This is a genomic window from Mycobacterium aquaticum (genome assembly GCF_002086485.1).
Lineage (GTDB): Bacteria > Actinomycetota > Actinomycetes > Mycobacteriales > Mycobacteriaceae > Mycobacterium > Mycobacterium aquaticum.
In genome coordinates, this window is record NZ_MVHF01000015.1 from 1 (window position 1) to 15,411 (window position 15,411).

Genomic DNA, 15,411 nt, shown 5'->3' on the forward strand with positions numbered 1-15,411 from the left:
CGAGGCCTACCAGCTGCTGCGCGACGCCCTGGGCCTGACCGCCCCGCAGATCGCCGACGTGTTCGCCGAGTGGAACACCGGCGAGCTGGACAGCTACCTGGTCGAGATCACCGCCGAGGTGCTGCGCCAGGTCGACGCCAAGACCGGCAAACCGCTCGTCGACCTCATCGTCGACGAGGCCGAGCAGAAGGGCACCGGCCGCTGGACCGTCAAGTCCGCGCTCGACCTGGGCGTGCCCGTCACCGGCATCGCCGAAGCCGTCTTCGCCCGCGCCCTGTCGGGCTCCGTCGCCCAACGCAACGCCGCCGCCGGCCTGACCTCCGGCACCCTCGGCGAAAAGCCCAGCGACACCCAGCAATTCATCGAAGATGTCCGCCAAGCGCTCTACGCCTCCAAGATCATCGCCTACGCCCAGGGCTTCAACCAGATCCAGGCCGGCAGCGCCGAATACGGCTGGAACATCACCCCCGGCGACCTGGCCACCATCTGGCGCGGCGGCTGCATCATCCGCGCCAAGTTCCTCAACCGCATCAAAGAGGCCTACGACGCCGAGCCCGAACTGGCCACGCTCATCGCCGCCCCCTACTTCCGCGACGCCGTGGAATCCGGCGTCGACGGCTGGCGCCGCGTCGTCGTCACCGCGACCCAACTGGGCATCCCGGTCCCGGGCTTCTCTTCATCCCTGTCGTACTACGACGCGCTGCGCACCGAACGCCTCCCCGCCGCGCTGACCCAAGGTCTGCGCGACTTCTTCGGCGCCCACACCTACGGCCGCACCGACGCCGAACCCACCGCGCGCTTCCACACCCTCTGGAGCGGTGACCGCACCGAAATCCAGGCCTAGAGACCGGGCCGCTGGCAATGTGACACGCCAGGTGGGGGGCCCTGAGACAGCGGAACTCCCAGCGGATGAACTGTCCTGCACGACACCATCTCAGCTGGGGGTTCCGCTGTCGGCTTTTATCCGGCGACCGCAGATCGGTGGCCGCGATGTCGCCCTCGGGCGATACGAATTGTGATGCAGTGGGCGGGAACTCGTTGACTGTCCGCACCGACCAAATCGGCCTTGCTGCAATGTCCTTCGTGCAGCAAGGCCGATTTGGTGAACGCTTCTGACGCCCGAGACCGGGCCGGCTTCAGCGCCATCGTCACCCAGCACTGCCCGAACTGGACAGTGCTCGGGTGACGATCGGGGATCAGCGCATCTGCCCCGCGCCGACGTACGGGAACGGGCTCTTCAGCAGCTTGCCTTCGGCGAACCGGGACAGGCGGAAGTCCTCGGCCGGGATGTCGGCGTCGGAGCTCGTGCCGTCCACGACCAGGTCGGCGATGAGCTTGCCGACGGCGGGGGCAATCTTGAATCCGTGACCCGAGAAGCCCGCGGCGACGATCAGGCCGTCGACGTCGGTCTTCGAGATCGCGGGGTTGAAGTCCGGGGTGACGTCGTAGCACCCGGCGTAGGTGGACGCGATCGACGGGTTCTCCAGGCCGGGGAACCGCGTGGTGATCTTGTCGACGGTGAGGTCGATGAACTCGTCGTCGGCGCGGTTGAGGTAGTTGTCGGGGTCAGCCGGCTCCAGAACGTCGAGCGCGGAGTTGCCGAACAGGATCTGGCCGTCGGAGCCCTCGGGGCGCACGTACTGCAGCGACACCAGGTCGGAGAACACCGGAACCTTGCCGAGGTCCTGGCCCGGATCGATCAGCACGATCTGCTCGCGGTGCACCGTGATGGGCAGTTCGATGCCGTGCTGAGCCAGCAGCGCGACCGACCAGGGGCCTGCGGCCAGGACGACCGTGTTGGCCGAGACGACGCTGCCGTCGGCCAGGCGCACACCCGTGGCCTTGCCGTTCTCGACGATGATCTCGCTGACCGTGGTGCTCTGGCGCAGGCGGACGCCCTTGCGGCGAGCGGCAGCGGCGAAGCCCTGCGCGGTCTGGTAGGCGTCACCGTATCCACCACGCTCTTCCCATGCGAACGCGGCGAATGGCTCCAGGTCGGCAACCGGCCACAGCTTGGCGACCTCGGACTTGTCGATGTCCTCGGTGCGCACACCGACGGCGCGCTGGGCGGCCATCGAGTCCTTGATGGCCTGGACGTTCTGCTCTCCCACGCCAACCACGTAGCCGGTCTGGTGGAAGCCGACGTCCTCACCGAGGATCTCTTCGGCGTTCTCGAAGAGTTCGAGGCTGCGGGTCGCCATGGCGGCCAGCGAGCTGACGCCGTAGTGGCAGCGCACGACGCCGGAGGACTTCCCCGTGCCGCCCGAGCCGACGGTGTCGCGCTCCAGGATGGTGACGTCGGTGATGCCGCGCTGGGCCAGCGACCAGGCTGCTGAACAGCCTTCCAAACCGCCGCCCACGATTACGACGTCGGCCGTGGTGGGAGTTTCAGACATGATGATGACTTTCTGCCAGTGGTGTGTTGGGTTGGGTGCGGTCAGGGCTGCGTTACGGACTCAACGGTTGTGAGGGGTTATAGTCGGCGGGCGAACACGATCGAGCACACGATCGCGCGTTGCCCTCCGCCAACCGACGGGGCAAGTTTGGCGGACGACACTTTCCAGAAGGACACGGTGATCAACGCCATGTCGCTTCCCTTCGCGCAGCGGTAGTACTGTGAGTTAACAAAATCCACCGTGAGTGGATTGGAGTTAACGCTACTACTGTTTCGCGGAAATAAACAGTATCTAATGGAGGGAAATCTTCTCTCGAGCTTGCTTTCTTGCGGCCTGCCCGGATTCCGCCGTCCGGCGCCCTCGCCGCCACGCAAGTTCAAGGCCGCATTCCCGCTTGCCACGAGCCCCGCTGACGCGGATTTCGTCGGATTCGCGTGTGGTGCTGAGGTTTCCGACCGCTTCATCCGACGATGCCGCCCTGGCGCTCGATGAGGAAGCGACCTACCCCAACGGGTAGATGAAACCACCCGGATTGGCGTTCCCCGTCGTCATTGTTGGCGCGACCCTGGATGGGATGTAATGCCCCGACTTCTCCGACGAGGAGACGAATTATGACCGTCATGACCGGAACCAGCTCGGAAGCAAGCCGGCACACCCTGGTCAGAAACGCCTCTGCAGCCCCCAAAGCGGCCCGGCTGACCACGTTCGGTACAGACACCACGGGCAGTCCTGGCAGCGGCCGGCCTGCCGCTCTCCGCAGCACTGTCTGCACCCGGCATTCGACGACGGCCTCCCGGGCCACCTTGATCGCCCGAATCGACGAAATGCTCTCGCGCAGCGGCATTGTGACGCTCAGCGATGACGACCTGGCCTGGCTGCGTCCCGGTGACCGACCGGCAGATGCGATCCGCTGGTTGATGTCTCGGGGCCCGGCCATCCTGATCGTCACCGATGCCGACACAGCGGCCACGGCATACACCAGAGGCGGCTCCGTGCGGATACGTGCCCATCGAGCCGTGGGGACCGACCCCGCCGAGTGGGAGGACGCCTTCGTGGCCGGGCTGCTACAGGCGCTGAGGGCCCGCGATCTGCTGGACTGCGGCACGGATCGGAGCCTGCGATCGGTAGGCCTCGACGACCTTCGAGCAATCCTGCACGACGCGAATCTTCATGTGGCACAGGCAATCACCTCGGCCACCGAGCACCAGGCGGGCTACCTAGACGTGTGAATCGGGGAAGGTGATCACCGACAGGAAACTGATGGGCATCTGAATCAGGTCCACGGGCCCGTGCGTGCCTTCGCCGTCGATCAACAGCGAGTCGCCGGGGTGCAACCGGTACACCGAGCGGCTGTGGCTGTAATCCATCACGCCTTCGAGCATGTAGATGAATTCGGTACCCGGGTGTTGAAACAGCGGGTAGGTGCGGCTCTTTCCCGTCAGCGTCACGTGCAGGCACTCAAGCCGCTTGTGCTCGCCGCGCAGAGAGCCCAGCAGCTGGTACTCGTGGCCTTCGCGCGTACCGTCACGCGCGATGCGTGCTCCGGTACCAGCTTCGACGAATGCAGCGGGCCGTGCCGTGTCCGAGCCGCGGAACAGCGACGTCACAGGCACATCGAGGCCTTTGGCGAGCAGCGAAAGGGTCGACAGACTGCACGAGGTCTGGGCGTTTTCGATCTTGGACAGCATCGCTTTCGAGATGCCCACCGTGGCAGCCATTTCGCCGAGGGTCAGCCCCTGTTGCTGGCGCAGCTGCCGGACATTCCGAGCAATGGCCGTCTCGAGTTCGAGCTCCTCGATCGACTCGTCCGGGCCGCGATCCCTCGCGATGCCCGAGACGTTACGCAAGAGCGGGGCTTCGGTCACCAGTTCACTGTAGTTTCTGGGACTATCGCGGCGGTAATGCTGGTACGCACGCGTTTCCCCCTCATTGCCGACGGCACACGTTAGGAGCGATAAGGGATCATGCAGCAGAATTCGGGGGACTTCCGTCCGACGACGCCAGGCGCCGCCCCCGAATACTCCCCCTGCGGAAACGCACCGGCCCGGAGAACTCGCCCCACCATCCCGGATCCGCTCGAATTGCGTTCCACCACAACCTTGTTCATAGATCAGTGCGTGACGCCGCGCCATGCGGGCGCCGAAGGCGGTGATTTCACCGCCCGGGGTTACCGGACGGTGAAATCACCAACCCTTGCTCGACTCAGTAGGCCGACGTTCCCGGGACCCACGAGGTTCCGGCGAGCGGGATGCGAGACATCGCCGCGGCCTCGACCGTCAAGGACACCATGTCCTCGGGCTCCAGGTGCTGCACGTGAGCCTTACCGCATGCGCGTGCGATGACCTGGAGTTCCAGCGTCAGCACCCGCAGGTAGTTCGCCAACCGACGACCACCCTCGATCGGGTCGAAGCGGGCGGCCAGCTCGGGATCCTGCGTGCTGATGCCCGTCGGATCCTTTCCGTCCTGGAAGTCGTCGTAGAAGCCGGCGGCACTGCCCAGCTTCTCGTACTCCTCGGCGTACCGAGGATCGTTGTCGCCCAGGGCAATCAATGCAGCGGTTCCGATGGCCACCGCATCGGCGCCCAGCGCCAATGCCTTGGCGACGTCGGCGCCGTTACGAATACCGCCGGAGACGATCAGCTGCACCTTGCGGTGCATGCCCAGCTCCTGCAGTGCCTGCACCGCCAGCGGAATCGCGGCCAGCGTCGGGATACCGACGTGCTCGATGAACACATCCTGGGTTGCCGCGGTACCACCCTGCATGCCGTCGACGACGACCACATCGGCACCGGCAGCGACAGCCAGCTTCACGTCGTAGTACGTGCGGGTGGCACCCACCTTGACGTAGATCGGCTTTTCCCAGTCGGTGATCTCACGGATCTCCGCGATCTTGATGGCCAGGTCATCCGGGCCGGTCCAGTCGGGGTGCCGCGACGCCGAACGCTGGTCGATACCCTGCGGGAGGGTACGCATGCCGGCAACGCGCTCGGAGATCTTCTGACCGAGGAGCATGCCGCCGCCACCCGGCTTGGCACCCTGCCCGAGCACGACCTCGATGGCGTCTGCCTTACGCAGATCGTCGGGGTTCATGCCGTAGCGCGACGGGAGGTACTGGTAGACCAGGTTCTTCGACTGGCCCCGCTCCTCCGGCGTCATGCCGCCGTCACCGGTCGTGGTGGAGGTGCCCACCGCGCTGGCGCCGCGGCCCAGGGCCTCCTTGGCACGTCCGGACAGCGCACCGAAGCTCATGCCTGCGATGGTGATCGGAATGTCAAGCTTCAGCGGGTATTTCGCGAACCGGTCACCCAGCACGACATTGGTGGCGCACTTCTCGCGGTAGCCCTCGAGCGGGTACCGAGAAACCGACGCGCCGAGGAACAGCAGGTCGTCGAAGTGCGGCAGCTTGCGCTTGGCGCCCCAGCCACGGATGTCGTAGATACCCGTGTCAGCGGCCCGTTGGATAGCGGCGATCGTGGTCCGGTCAAAGGTGGCGGACTCACGCAGGCCGAGCCTGGCCCGGTCGTCGTCTGTTTGGCTCATCAGTATGCTCCGGCGTGATCGACGTGGAAGTGGTAGAGGTTGCGGGCAGACCCGTACCGCGTGTAGGAGGCAGTGTCGTCATCCTCGAACCCTGCCGCCTTCAGCAACTTGGCCAGCTCCTCGTGGTGCTCGGCCCGCATCTCCTTGGCGATACAGTCAGCGCCCAGTGATGCGGCGTTGCCGCGCAGGTAGATTCGCGTCTCGTAGATCGAGTCGCCAAGCGCTTCACCCGCGTCGCCGCGGATGACCAGGCGTCCGGCCTGCGCCATGAAGGCACTCATGTGGCCGACGTTGCCGCCCACCACGATGTCGACGCCCTTCATCGAGATACCGCACCGCGCCGAGGCGTTGCCCTCGATCACGAGCAGGCCGCCGTGGGCGGTCGCACCCGCGGACTGAGAGGCGTTGCCCTTGACCCACACGGTGCCGCTCATCATGTTCTCGGCGACGCCGGTGCCGGCGTTTCCGTTGATGGTGATCTCGGCCTGCTGGTTCATGCCTGCGCCGTAGTAGCCCAGGTGTCCGTCGACCGTGATCTTGACCGGTGCGTTGACACCAACCGCGACGTTGTGCGCCCCGGCCGGGTTCTTGATGAGGAACTCACCGGACAGATCCGCTGCGTGCAGGGCGGTGTTGACCTCCCGCAGCGGCGTCTTCTCCAGGTCGAATGTCAACGGCTCCATGCGTACACCACCTCGGGCTCCGGTTCCCAGATCTTTGCGTTCTCGACACCCGGCAGATGTGCCAGGGCGCGGTACTCACTCGCCATCGCGACCCAGTCAGGGGTCTCGGCGATCACGGCAGGCTTGCACGAGATCGCGTCGCGGACAACGGCGAACGAGTCATGGTTCGACACCAGCAGGGTGTAGAACCCGTCAAACGTCGCGCACAGTTCCTTCAGTGCGGTCTCGACGTCGCGGCCCTGCGCCAGCTGATGCGCCACGAAACGGGCGCCCACCTCGGTGTCGTTCTCGCTGTCGAAGGTCACACCTTCGCGGCGCAGATCCCGGCGCACGGTGGCGTGGTTCGAGAACGAGCCGTTGTGCACCAGGCACTGACCGGTGCCCACCGCGTAGGGGTGGCACCCGGCCGGGGTGACGGCGGACTCGGTGGCCATGCGGGTATGCCCCACACCCTGCCAACCCTGAGCCTTCGGCAAGCCCCATGCCTCCGCGAGGGTCCGCGGAGCGCCCACGCCCTTGAGCACGGCGAGGTCGGAGCCGAAGCCGACGACCAGCGCGTTGGGGAGAGCCTCGCGAGCAGCGGCGAGCAGCGCGTCGGAGTCGATCGCAGCGGTCAACAGGTAGGTCGCATCGAGGATGCGCACGTTGACGGCGACGCCCGCCTTTTCACTGACGGCAGCCGCAACCTCGTCAGCCGGGGCGTCAACCTCCAGCAGCGACACGGCGCCCTGTCCGGCCGGCGTCCAGTTGGGGTCGCCGTAGACGGCCACACCCGCCGAATCCATTCCGCGGTCGGACATTTCGCACAACATCCCGGTGAGCAGTTCGCCCAGCCTCGGATACAGTTCGGGGTTGCGCAGATGCAGCCCCACAATTCCGCACATTGTTGGTCTCCCTTCTTAAAATGCCGTCAGGTACTGATCGATTTCCCAGGAACTAACCTGGCTGTGGTACGCGAAGAACTCATCGCGCTTGAGGTTTGTGAAGTACTCCGCCACACCGTCACCGGCTGCGTTGAGAACCTCCATCATCACCGGGTCGGACTCCAGCGTCTCCACGGCGTGAATCAGCGTCGCGGGCAGTGCGGGACGGTGGGTAGCCTGCGCCCCCAGCTCGCCCGGATCCACCTTGTTGGCGACACCGTAAAGGCCAGCACCGATCGCCGCCGCGGCCGCGAGGTACGGGTTGGCCGATCCGCAACCACCGCGCAGCTCGATGCGCTGGTTGTCGGGGATGCGGATGTAGTGGGTGCGGTCGTTGCCACCGAAGGTCGGGCTGTTCGGTGCCCAGGACGAACCCGATGTCACCGCGACCGCACGAGTGCGCTTGTAAGAGTTCACGGTCGGCGCGATAACAGCCTGCAGGGCACTCGCGTGCTCCAGGATGCCGCCGATGAAGTGGTAGGCGGTCTCTGACAGACCGAGGCCACGGGGATCCTCGTCGGTCGGGAACACCGGGGTGCCGCCGCTGGTCAGCGAGATGTGGAAGTGCAGGCCGCTGCCGGTGCGGTCCGAGAACGGCTTCGGCATGAAGGTGGCGATCATGCCGCGTTCTTCGGCGCTCATCGCCAGCAGGTAGCGCAGCGTCACGACGCGGTCGGCGGTGACGAGAGCTTCGGCGTACTGGAAGTTCTGTTCGAACTGGCCGTTGCCGTCTTCGTGGTCGTTGGCGTAGTTGGACCAGCCGAGCTGGTTCATCGCCTTGGAGATGCCCGAGAGGTGGTCGTACATGCGGGTCAGGCCACGCACGTCGTAACAGGGGTTCGCGGCCAGGTCGTTCCGGTCCGCGGTGTGCAGCGTGCCGTCGGCGTCGCGGTTGAGGAGGTAGTACTCGACCTCAGCGCCCATCCACGGCTCGAAGCCGGCCTCGGCGGCGCGCTTGATCATGGCCTTGAGGATGTTGCGGGGGGCGTACGGCCACAGCTTGCCTTCGACGTAAACGTCGCAATGGACCAGCGCCAGCCCTTCCTTGACGAAGGGGATCGGGGTGAACGACACCGGATCGGGAACGGCGATCAGATCGGGGTCTTTAGGCTCCTGCCCCATGGCCCCAGCGGCGTAACCGGCGAAGCCGACGCCTTCCTTGGTAAGTTCGTCGATGGCTTCGACCGGTACCAGCTTGGCACAGGGCTTCCCTCGCAAGTCAACAAACATTGCGAGAATGAACTTCGTTCCTGACTGTTCAGCCAGGGTAGCAAGTTCGAGGTCAGGGGACATATTTATGCACCTTGTCTCGTGGTAGGAATCTTCGTATACCGCTAGTAAACACCCGCCGAAACGTTTGAGCAAGAGAGTTGGGCAAGGCAATTTCTCCGCCGCCCGTCGAAGCTCCGAGTGCGGGGGATTCGGCGGGCGACCGGCCACCGTTTGATATACGCGAGCGCCTCCCAGCCTACGGGAAGCGCAGTGTCCGCAGGCCCGGCATAGACGGGCCTGACCTTGGGTTTAGCCGCAATCGTCGGACCGGCCGGTCGCGGGTGACACAACGATCGGCGGGGCTCGACGAGACCGCCCGACAACCGGTTCGGATCACGCCGCCAGACCCCTCCCGACGGGCCTCATCGAGCATCGCCAGCAAACAACTGGCAACCCATGGCGGCCACGGGCCGAGACCGCACCGAGAGTTCTGATCAACGTGGATTTTGTTGTGCGCCAACAGTTATGGCATGGCAAATGAGTCGACAACAGCTCGACGGGGGTGGGGTCGGGTCGATGACGCATGCCGATCCGCGCCGTCGCTGGCACCACTTCAGTTCTGCGACAACTTGATTCGACAGCCACGAGGTTGCGATCGACGGGTTGCAGCGCACCCCTGCGCCGCGTTTCGGTACCGATCGAGCCCGGGGCGGTGTGCTTTGCGACACAGCTGCGCACAGATGTGCCGCGCGCCACAGTGCGGGCCGCCGTACTGGTTCATTGATCATGCACCACAGTGCATCTCGACTCAAACGGACCCGGCAGGCCGGGACGCGGCCGGAGGGCGGCACGCAGCGCGGGCGGAGCCGCCGTTCACACTTCTGCGCCCGCATTTCCTGGACGGCTCTTTCGGCCACCGCCGTCGATCTTGGTTAACCAGTCGACGGGGTTCGGAAGAAACTCCGCGGTGCCGACCGCGTCGAGTTCGGCACGGCCGGCAGCGGGCCGGTCCACGCCGCCGGGGGCGGCGCTGCAGAGCCTTCGGGTTCCCCCAAGCGGCCGTCATCTACCGCGCCTGCGGAGAAATCAGCAACATTTACCCGTAGATGCGGTTGTTGGGCCTGGCTGTCGTCGTTACGCTGACGCCGTGCCGAAAATCCGGGTCCGTGAGGCAGCCGAACTGCTCGGGGTCAGCGACGACACCGTGCGCCGCTGGATCGATGACGGCGCATTGACCGCCGAACTCGACGCGTCGGGCCGCAAGGTGCTCGACGGCGCCGCGCTTGCGGCGTTTGCGCGCGCCAATGCCAGTGCGGCACCGAAGGATCCGTTGGGCATCGGCAGCTCGGCACGCAACCGGTTCGCCGGGCTGGTCACCGACGTCATCGTCGACGGAGTGATGGCACAGGTGGAGATCCAGTGCGGGCCGCTGACGGTGGTATCGCTCATGAGCAGTCAGTCGGTGCATGAGCTCGGGCTCGAGCCCGGCAGCGTGGCCGTCGCGGTGGTCAAGGCGACCACCGTGATCGTCGAGACCCCGAAAGGAATCTGATGCTCCGTACGCTGACCATCGCCGGTGTGATGGCACTGGCAGTGACCACAGCCTGCCAGTCCACCTCCACCTCGGCGCCGAGCTCGTCGTCGGGCGAGGCCATCACGGTGTTCGCCGCGGCGTCGCTGAAATCGGCATTCACCGAGATCGCCGGCCAGTACAAGACCGACAACCCGGGGTCGTCTGTGGAGTTCTCCTTCGCGGGGTCGTCTGACCTGGTCACGCAGCTCACCCAGGGCGCGACTGCGGACGTGTTCGCCTCGGCCGACACCCGCAACATGGACAAGGCCGCCAAGGCCGGTCTGCTCGCAGGCAACCCCGTCAACTTCGCCACCAACACGCTGACCATCGCGGTGGCGCCGGGAAACCCCAAGGGCATCACGTCATTTCGTGACCTGACCAAACCCGGTGTCAGCGTGGTGGTGTGCGCCCCGCCGGTGCCGTGCGGCGGGGCGACGCAGAAGGTCGAGCAGTCCACGGGCGTCACACTGGCCCCCGTCAGTGAAGAGTCGTCTGTGACAGACGTGCTCAACAAGGTCACCACCGGCCAGGCCGACGCAGGAGTCGTCTATGTCACCGACGCGGCCGGCGCGGGCGACAAGGTGACCGCTGTGTCGTTCCCCGAAGCCGCGCAGGCCGTCAACACCTATCCAATCGCGGTGCTCAAGCAGTCGAAACACAGCGCGGCGGCCCAACGCTTCGTCGACCTGGTGACGGGCGAGGCCGGGCAGAAGGCGCTTGCCAAAGCGGGGTTCGCCAAACCCTGAGTTCAGGAGGTCGGCGGCGCCGCTGCCGGGGGCGCGTTGGGTGGCGGCGCGGACGGAGGTGGCTGCTTGGCTGCCGCTGACCTGGCCGCCAGCGCTCCGGCGACCGACGTCGTGGCGATGGTAATGAGCGCGCCGAGCATCATCGCCGACCCCTCCCCCGGCTTGAGCAGATGCTGTTCGGTGCCCAGTGTCGCGGCGGCCACCGGAACCCCGAGTTGAGCAGCAGAGAACACTGCGAGCGGCAACGGTTGGCCCGTCACCCGGCCGGCGGCGTGGGCCAGCACCGCACCCAAGCCCAGGCTGGCACCGAGCACGATGAGCGCGGGATTCTGACCGAGTTCGCGTACCTGCAGTGAGGCACCCAGCCAGACGAAGAACAGCGGTCCGAAGAACCCGTCGGTGATGCCGAAGAGCTGCCGGGCCAGCCGGCGCGGCTCGCCGATGGCAGACATCACCAGGCCCAACGCAAACCCGGCCAGCATGATCGAGACGTGCGTGGCGATGGCCACGGCAGCCAGGGTGAACAGCAGGATCAGGCTGATCCGCAGTTCCAGGGCGAACTGGTGGTCCTCGGAGTAGTGATGCAGACGTTTGCGGTAGCCGGCCCGGTCTCCCGCGCGCAGCAGCACGTACAACACCACGGCGCAGCCGGCGATGGCCAGCGCCCCCAGCGCGGCGCGCGGGGCCCGTTGAATGTCGATCACCAAGGGCAGCAACACAATCGACGCCGCGTCGGCGATGGCGATCTGCGCGGTGACCGACAGCACCTGTGGGCCTTGCAACCGCAGCCCGTCGATCACCGGCAGGGCCAACGCCGCCGACGACGAGGCCATCAGCACGGCGTACATCAGCGCGTGGCCGGTACCGAACGACCGGGCCAGCACCACACCGAGGACCGCGGCCACCGCGCCCACGAGTACCGCCCGCGCCAGCGCCTTGGGAATCGCGCTGTGCAGAGAGGTATCTCGCACCGGGACGTGGGTGCCGACGACGAACATCACGAGCGCGAAGCCGATGTTGGCCAGCAAGGAGAACGTCGGATCGGTGTGGTCGATGATGCCGAATCCGGTTCTGCCGAAGATGATCCCGGCCATCAGCTCGCCGATGACCACCGGGATCCGCAGCCGCGGCACCGACGCCAGCGCCGGGCCGGTGAGCCCGATCACCACGATGAGTGCGAGCGTGCCGAAGCCGATGCCCGCCATCTCAGCGCGTCACGGTTGCCAGGACACCAGGCGGCATGGAATCCCGGTGTTCTCGTCGGTGAGGTAGCTCGCGCACACCCGGTGATAGCCGTCGGCCACCTGCAGCGCCGCGCCTTTGCGACCGTCACCGCGCACCAGCAGGATGGGCGACAACTTCTTGCCGCCACTGATCTTGAACAGGTCAGCGCGGACATGGGCGTTGGTCTCCGGCAGCAGCGCCAACCCGGCCGCGCGCAGGATGTCCTTCGCCTTGCGGGTGACGGGCGGCGCCTTCTTCAGCGCCGCCACCGTCTTGTCGACCGCGTCGGACTCGGCCAGCAGCGACAGGTAGTCCGCGGCCGCGTCGAAATCATGATCTTCGGGCTTGTCGAGCCATTTCACCGCCATGGCCCGATACGTTACTTATCCGCTGATCCAGTTGCCGTGGAATCCGTAGGGAACACGCTGTGGCAGCGCGATTTTCGCGACCGGCTTCCCAGCAAAGTCACAGGCATCGAGGATTACCAGATCGCTGCCGTCGCGCTCGGGATCGTAGACGTAGCCGAGGTACCACCCGTTGCTCTCGTCGGCCGCGCCTGCGCCGGGAACGAACACCGCCTCGCCGGGCCCGCCGGAACCCAGGTCGTGGCGCACCGAGGTACCCGCCGCCAGGTCATAGCGGATCCAGCCGTTGGAGCCGACCGCCACGGAGTAACGCGCGTTCAGACCCGCGAGCCGGTCGTCGATGCGCGGGAACTCCACGCCGGTATCGTCGAGTTGCCGCTCGGCGACGGTGCCCGAGGTCAGGTCGATACGCCATTCCCACAACACGCCGTCGGCGTCGAACCCGCCGTTGTCCCGCCAGAGTTCCGGATACCGGACCGCTTGCAGCACAATCGAATTCTGCGCTTCGTAGGCGTTGGCCACATGGAAAACGTAGCACGGGGCGATGTCGAACCAGCGGATCGGTGCGGTCGGATCGTCGCGGCGCATGACGCCGAAGCGGGCTCCGTAGTCATCGCTCCACCGGTAGGGCATGTCGCCCTCGCCCTTGATGGCGACGTCGAGGTCGAACACCACCGGCAGGTCCATGAAGACGACGTGCCCGGACGTCATCGCGAAATCGTGCATCATGGTGTGCGCCTTGACATCCACGGGCTGGTTGACGGTCAGTTCGCCCGCGGCGTCGGCCCGGTGATAGGTGACGTAGGGCTCGAAGATGCTGCCGTAGCCGAAGAAATGCAGTTCGCCTGTGGTGGGGCAGATCTTCGGGTGCGCCGTCATCGAATCGACGAGCTTGCCGCCGAAGTCGTAGGCGCCCAACGTTTCCAGCTCATTGGTGATCTCGTACGGCAGCGAGCTCTCCACCAGGGCCAGAGTCCGGCCGGCGTGGTTCACCACATGAGTGTTGGCGACCGCGGCCTTCAGGTTGCGGCTGCCGTCGGCGTTGTAGAGCGGAAAGTCCTCGATGAAGCTGTCGGTGCGCACCCAGCGGTTGCGGTACCACTTGGCGGCGCCGTCTTCGATGCGGACGCCGTGGATCATCCCGTCGCCGGTGAACCAGTGGGCGGTCGCCTGGCGCGGATTGGGCCCGTTGCGCAGGTACCAACCGTCCAGCTCGGGCGGGATGGCGCCTTCGACGGGCAGGTCGTATTCGGTGAGTTCGTCCGCGACGGGCGCGTAGTTGCCGCGCCGGAAGAAGTCGGTTTCGCCGATGGGCAGGGCTGAGGTCATGCCATCTACGGTGACATTCCACTTATGACATGTCAATAGTGGACGATAGGCTGTCGGCATGAGTTTGCGAATGGCTGCGCTCGGCCTCCTGGCGCAGCACCCCGGCAGTGGCTACGACCTGCTCAGACGGTTCGAGAAGTCGATGGCCAACGTATGGCCCGCCACCCAGAGTCAGCTCTACGGCGAGCTCAACAAGCTGGCCGCGGCAGGCTTGATCGAGGTGTCCGACATCGGTCCACGCGGCCGCAAGGAGTACCGGGTCACCCCGTCCGGACGCGACGAACTCATGCGATGGATCTGCAATCCGGCCGACGACCCGCCCGAGCGCAGCGCCGAACTGCTCCGGGTCTTCCTGCTCGGCGAACTGCCGCCCGACCAGGCGCGCGAGCACCTCCTGGCGCTCGCCGACCATTCCACCGCGGAGATCGAGCGGCTCAGAGAGCTCGAGGCGTCGATCCCGTGCATCGAGGACGACCCCTACGGGCATGCGGCGCTGGTCTACGGACTGCGCTTCAACGCCATGCAGGCGGAGTGGGCGCGGTGGGTCGTCGCCCGTCTCGACGAACGCGGATAGACCGACCGTTGCATCGCGATAGATTCCGATATATCGTTAACGCATCGGAAGTTCATCCCGTGCTTCCTGTCGAAAGAGAGAACCTCACCATGAACACCCCATTCACACCCCCCAATCCCCCCTTCGGCTCCGGCGGCTTCGGTTTCGGCTTCGGCCCCGGCGACCGTCGCGCCCTGCACGATGAGCGGCGCCGCGCCCGGCGCGAGTTCCGCGATCACGTCCGCGAAGAGTCCGCAGGCCACCACGGCCCGTTCGGTCGTGGCTTCGGTGGTCCCGGGTTCGGGCCCGGCTTCGGATTCGGCCCCGGGTTCGGTCCGGGTTTCGGCCCCGGCTTCGGCGGCGGACCCCGTGGCCGCGGCCGAGGTGGACGCGGCGGCAGCCGTGGCAGGCGCGGTGACGTCCGCGCCGCGATCCTCAAGCTGCTCACCGAACGCCCGATGCACGGCTACGAGATGACCCAACAGATCGCCGAGCGCAGCAACAACCTGTGGCGGCCCAGCCCCGGCTCGGTCTACCCCACCCTGCAACTGCTCGTCGACGAGGGCCTGATCGCCCCGGCCGCCGAAAGCGAAGGCAGCAAGAAGACTTTCGAGCTGACCGAGGACGGCCGCGCGGCCGCCGATCAGATCGAGACCGCACCGTGGGATGCCATCGCCGAAGATGCCGATCCCAATGCCGTCAACCTGCGCGCCGCGATCGGACAGCTGATGGGTGCCGTCGCCCAGTCGGTGCACACCGCAAGCGATGAGCAGCAGCAGCGCATCCTCGACATCGTCAACGGCGCCCGCCGCGAGATCTACCAGATCCTCGGCGAGGAGTAAGACCGCGGGGACGGTCTGCGTAGGC

The 15,411-nt window shown here is 66.2% G+C and carries 15 protein-coding genes; 6 read left to right on the forward strand and 9 right to left on the reverse strand.

Annotation, left to right across the window (positions count from 1 at the left end; genetic code table 11):
• The coding region (locus BST13_RS16130; RefSeq protein ID WP_483869186.1) for an NADP(+)-dependent, decarboxylating phosphogluconate dehydrogenase at positions 1 to 844 on the forward strand (844 nt) is incomplete at its 5' end.
• 352 nt (positions 845 to 1,196) lie between these two features.
• On the opposite strand, the gene BST13_RS16135 is transcribed toward BST13_RS16130, so the two are convergent.
• Positions 1,197 to 2,396: an NAD(P)/FAD-dependent oxidoreductase gene (locus BST13_RS16135; protein WP_083165039.1), complete on the reverse strand. Its 1,200-nt coding sequence runs from the start codon at positions 2,394 to 2,396 to the stop codon at positions 1,197 to 1,199.
• Between the two features lie 611 nt (positions 2,397 to 3,007).
• On the opposite strand from BST13_RS16135, the gene BST13_RS16145 reads away from it, so the two are divergent.
• Positions 3,008 to 3,625 carry a carbohydrate kinase family protein gene (locus tag BST13_RS16145; protein WP_142282796.1) on the forward strand — a complete coding sequence of 206 codons (618 nt, stop codon included), beginning with the start codon at positions 3,008 to 3,010 and terminating at the stop codon, positions 3,623 to 3,625.
• Here BST13_RS16145 and BST13_RS16150 read toward each other — a convergent pair.
• From BST13_RS16150 to glnT, 5 genes are all read right to left on the reverse strand, one after another.
• Positions 3,614 to 4,261: a helix-turn-helix domain-containing protein gene (locus tag BST13_RS16150; protein WP_083165042.1), complete on the reverse strand. Its 648-nt coding sequence runs from the start codon at positions 4,259 to 4,261 to the stop codon at positions 3,614 to 3,616. The two genes, BST13_RS16145 and BST13_RS16150, sit on opposite strands and share 12 nt — an antisense overlap.
• A 337-nt stretch (positions 4,262 to 4,598) precedes the next feature.
• The gene (locus BST13_RS16155) at positions 4,599 to 5,936 is read right to left on the reverse strand and encodes an FMN-binding glutamate synthase family protein (RefSeq protein WP_029373460.1); all 1,338 of its coding nucleotides are present in this window, start codon (positions 5,934 to 5,936) and stop codon (positions 4,599 to 4,601) included.
• Positions 5,936 to 6,619: a GltB/FmdC/FwdC-like GXGXG domain-containing protein gene (locus BST13_RS16160; RefSeq protein ID WP_083165043.1), complete on the reverse strand. Its 684-nt coding sequence runs from the start codon at positions 6,617 to 6,619 to the stop codon at positions 5,936 to 5,938. Before BST13_RS16160 ends, BST13_RS16155 begins: the two co-directional genes overlap by 1 nt.
• Positions 6,607 to 7,503, reverse strand: coding sequence for a class II glutamine amidotransferase domain-containing protein (locus tag BST13_RS16165; RefSeq protein WP_083165044.1), 897 nt, complete (start codon positions 7,501 to 7,503; stop codon positions 6,607 to 6,609). Before BST13_RS16165 ends, BST13_RS16160 begins: the two co-directional genes overlap by 13 nt.
• Positions 7,504 to 7,518: 15 nt before the next feature.
• A complete protein-coding gene (gene glnT / locus BST13_RS16170) occupies positions 7,519 to 8,835 on the reverse strand; it encodes a type III glutamate--ammonia ligase (protein ID WP_083165045.1) in 1,317 nt (438 codons plus the stop codon).
• A gap of 1,066 nt (positions 8,836 to 9,901) precedes the next feature.
• On the opposite strand from glnT, the gene BST13_RS16175 reads away from it, so the two are divergent.
• Together BST13_RS16175 and modA are read left to right on the forward strand one after the other, a co-directional pair.
• On the forward strand, positions 9,902 to 10,306 hold the full coding sequence (locus tag BST13_RS16175) for a TOBE domain-containing protein (RefSeq protein WP_083165046.1): 405 nt from the start codon (positions 9,902 to 9,904) through the stop codon (positions 10,304 to 10,306).
• Positions 10,306 to 11,073 (forward strand): molybdate ABC transporter substrate-binding protein, encoded by a 768-nt coding sequence (gene modA / locus BST13_RS16180; protein ID WP_083165047.1) that lies wholly within the window; start codon positions 10,306 to 10,308, stop codon positions 11,071 to 11,073. The genes BST13_RS16175 and modA overlap by 1 nt, the downstream gene beginning before the upstream one ends.
• Positions 11,074 to 11,075: 2 nt before the next feature.
• Here modA and BST13_RS16185 read toward each other — a convergent pair whose 3' ends face one another.
• Genes BST13_RS16185 through BST13_RS16195 form a run of 3 tightly spaced genes read right to left on the reverse strand, consistent with a single transcriptional unit; the run spans position 11,076 to position 13,991 of the window.
• Positions 11,076 to 12,278, reverse strand: a complete 1,203-nt coding sequence (locus BST13_RS16185; protein ID WP_083165048.1) for a cation:proton antiporter — start codon at positions 12,276 to 12,278, stop codon at positions 11,076 to 11,078.
• 9 nt (positions 12,279 to 12,287) lie between these two features.
• Entirely contained in the window at positions 12,288 to 12,665 is a 378-nt protein-coding gene (locus tag BST13_RS16190; RefSeq protein WP_083165049.1) for a hypothetical protein, read from the reverse strand.
• A 15-nt stretch (positions 12,666 to 12,680) separates the two neighbouring features.
• On the reverse strand, positions 12,681 to 13,991 hold the full coding sequence (locus BST13_RS16195) for a carotenoid oxygenase family protein (protein ID WP_083165050.1): 1,311 nt from the start codon (positions 13,989 to 13,991) through the stop codon (positions 12,681 to 12,683).
• Positions 13,992 to 14,049: 58 nt separating this feature from the next.
• Here BST13_RS16195 and BST13_RS16200 point away from each other — a divergent pair, with 58 nt between their 5' ends.
• Together BST13_RS16200 and BST13_RS16205 are read left to right on the forward strand one after the other, a co-directional pair.
• Positions 14,050 to 14,565 carry a PadR family transcriptional regulator gene (locus BST13_RS16200; protein ID WP_083165051.1) on the forward strand — a complete coding sequence of 172 codons (516 nt, stop codon included), beginning with the start codon at positions 14,050 to 14,052 and terminating at the stop codon, positions 14,563 to 14,565.
• 89 nt (positions 14,566 to 14,654) lie between these two features.
• A complete protein-coding gene (locus BST13_RS16205; protein ID WP_083165052.1) occupies positions 14,655 to 15,386 on the forward strand; it encodes a PadR family transcriptional regulator in 732 nt (243 codons plus the stop codon).
• Positions 15,387 to 15,411 lie beyond the last annotated feature (25 nt).

Bases quoted from the DNA above. Each gene is read 5' to 3' on its own strand.
- BST13_RS16135 (WP_083165039.1), bottom strand. From the start codon at position 2,396: ATGTCTGAAACTCCCACCACGGCCGACGTCGTAATCGTGGGCGGCGGT.
- BST13_RS16145 (WP_142282796.1), top strand. From the start codon at position 3,008: ATGACCGTCATGACCGGAACCAGCTCGGAAGCAAGCCGGCACACCCTG.
- BST13_RS16155 (WP_029373460.1), bottom strand. From the start codon at position 5,936: ATGAGCCAAACAGACGACGACCGGGCCAGGCTCGGCCTGCGTGAGTCC.
- BST13_RS16160 (WP_083165043.1), bottom strand. From the start codon at position 6,619: ATGGAGCCGTTGACATTCGACCTGGAGAAGACGCCGCTGCGGGAGGTC.
- BST13_RS16165 (WP_083165044.1), bottom strand. From the start codon at position 7,503: ATGTGCGGAATTGTGGGGCTGCATCTGCGCAACCCCGAACTGTATCCG.
- glnT (WP_083165045.1), bottom strand. From the start codon at position 8,835: ATGTCCCCTGACCTCGAACTTGCTACCCTGGCTGAACAGTCAGGAACG.
- modA (WP_083165047.1), top strand. From the start codon at position 10,306: ATGCTCCGTACGCTGACCATCGCCGGTGTGATGGCACTGGCAGTGACC.
- BST13_RS16185 (WP_083165048.1), bottom strand. From the start codon at position 12,278: ATGGCGGGCATCGGCTTCGGCACGCTCGCACTCATCGTGGTGATCGGG.
- BST13_RS16190 (WP_083165049.1), bottom strand. From the start codon at position 12,665: ATGGCGGTGAAATGGCTCGACAAGCCCGAAGATCATGATTTCGACGCG.
- BST13_RS16195 (WP_083165050.1), bottom strand. From the start codon at position 13,991: ATGACCTCAGCCCTGCCCATCGGCGAAACCGACTTCTTCCGGCGCGGC.
- BST13_RS16200 (WP_083165051.1), top strand. From the start codon at position 14,050: ATGAGTTTGCGAATGGCTGCGCTCGGCCTCCTGGCGCAGCACCCCGGC.
- BST13_RS16205 (WP_083165052.1), top strand. From the start codon at position 14,655: ATGAACACCCCATTCACACCCCCCAATCCCCCCTTCGGCTCCGGCGGC.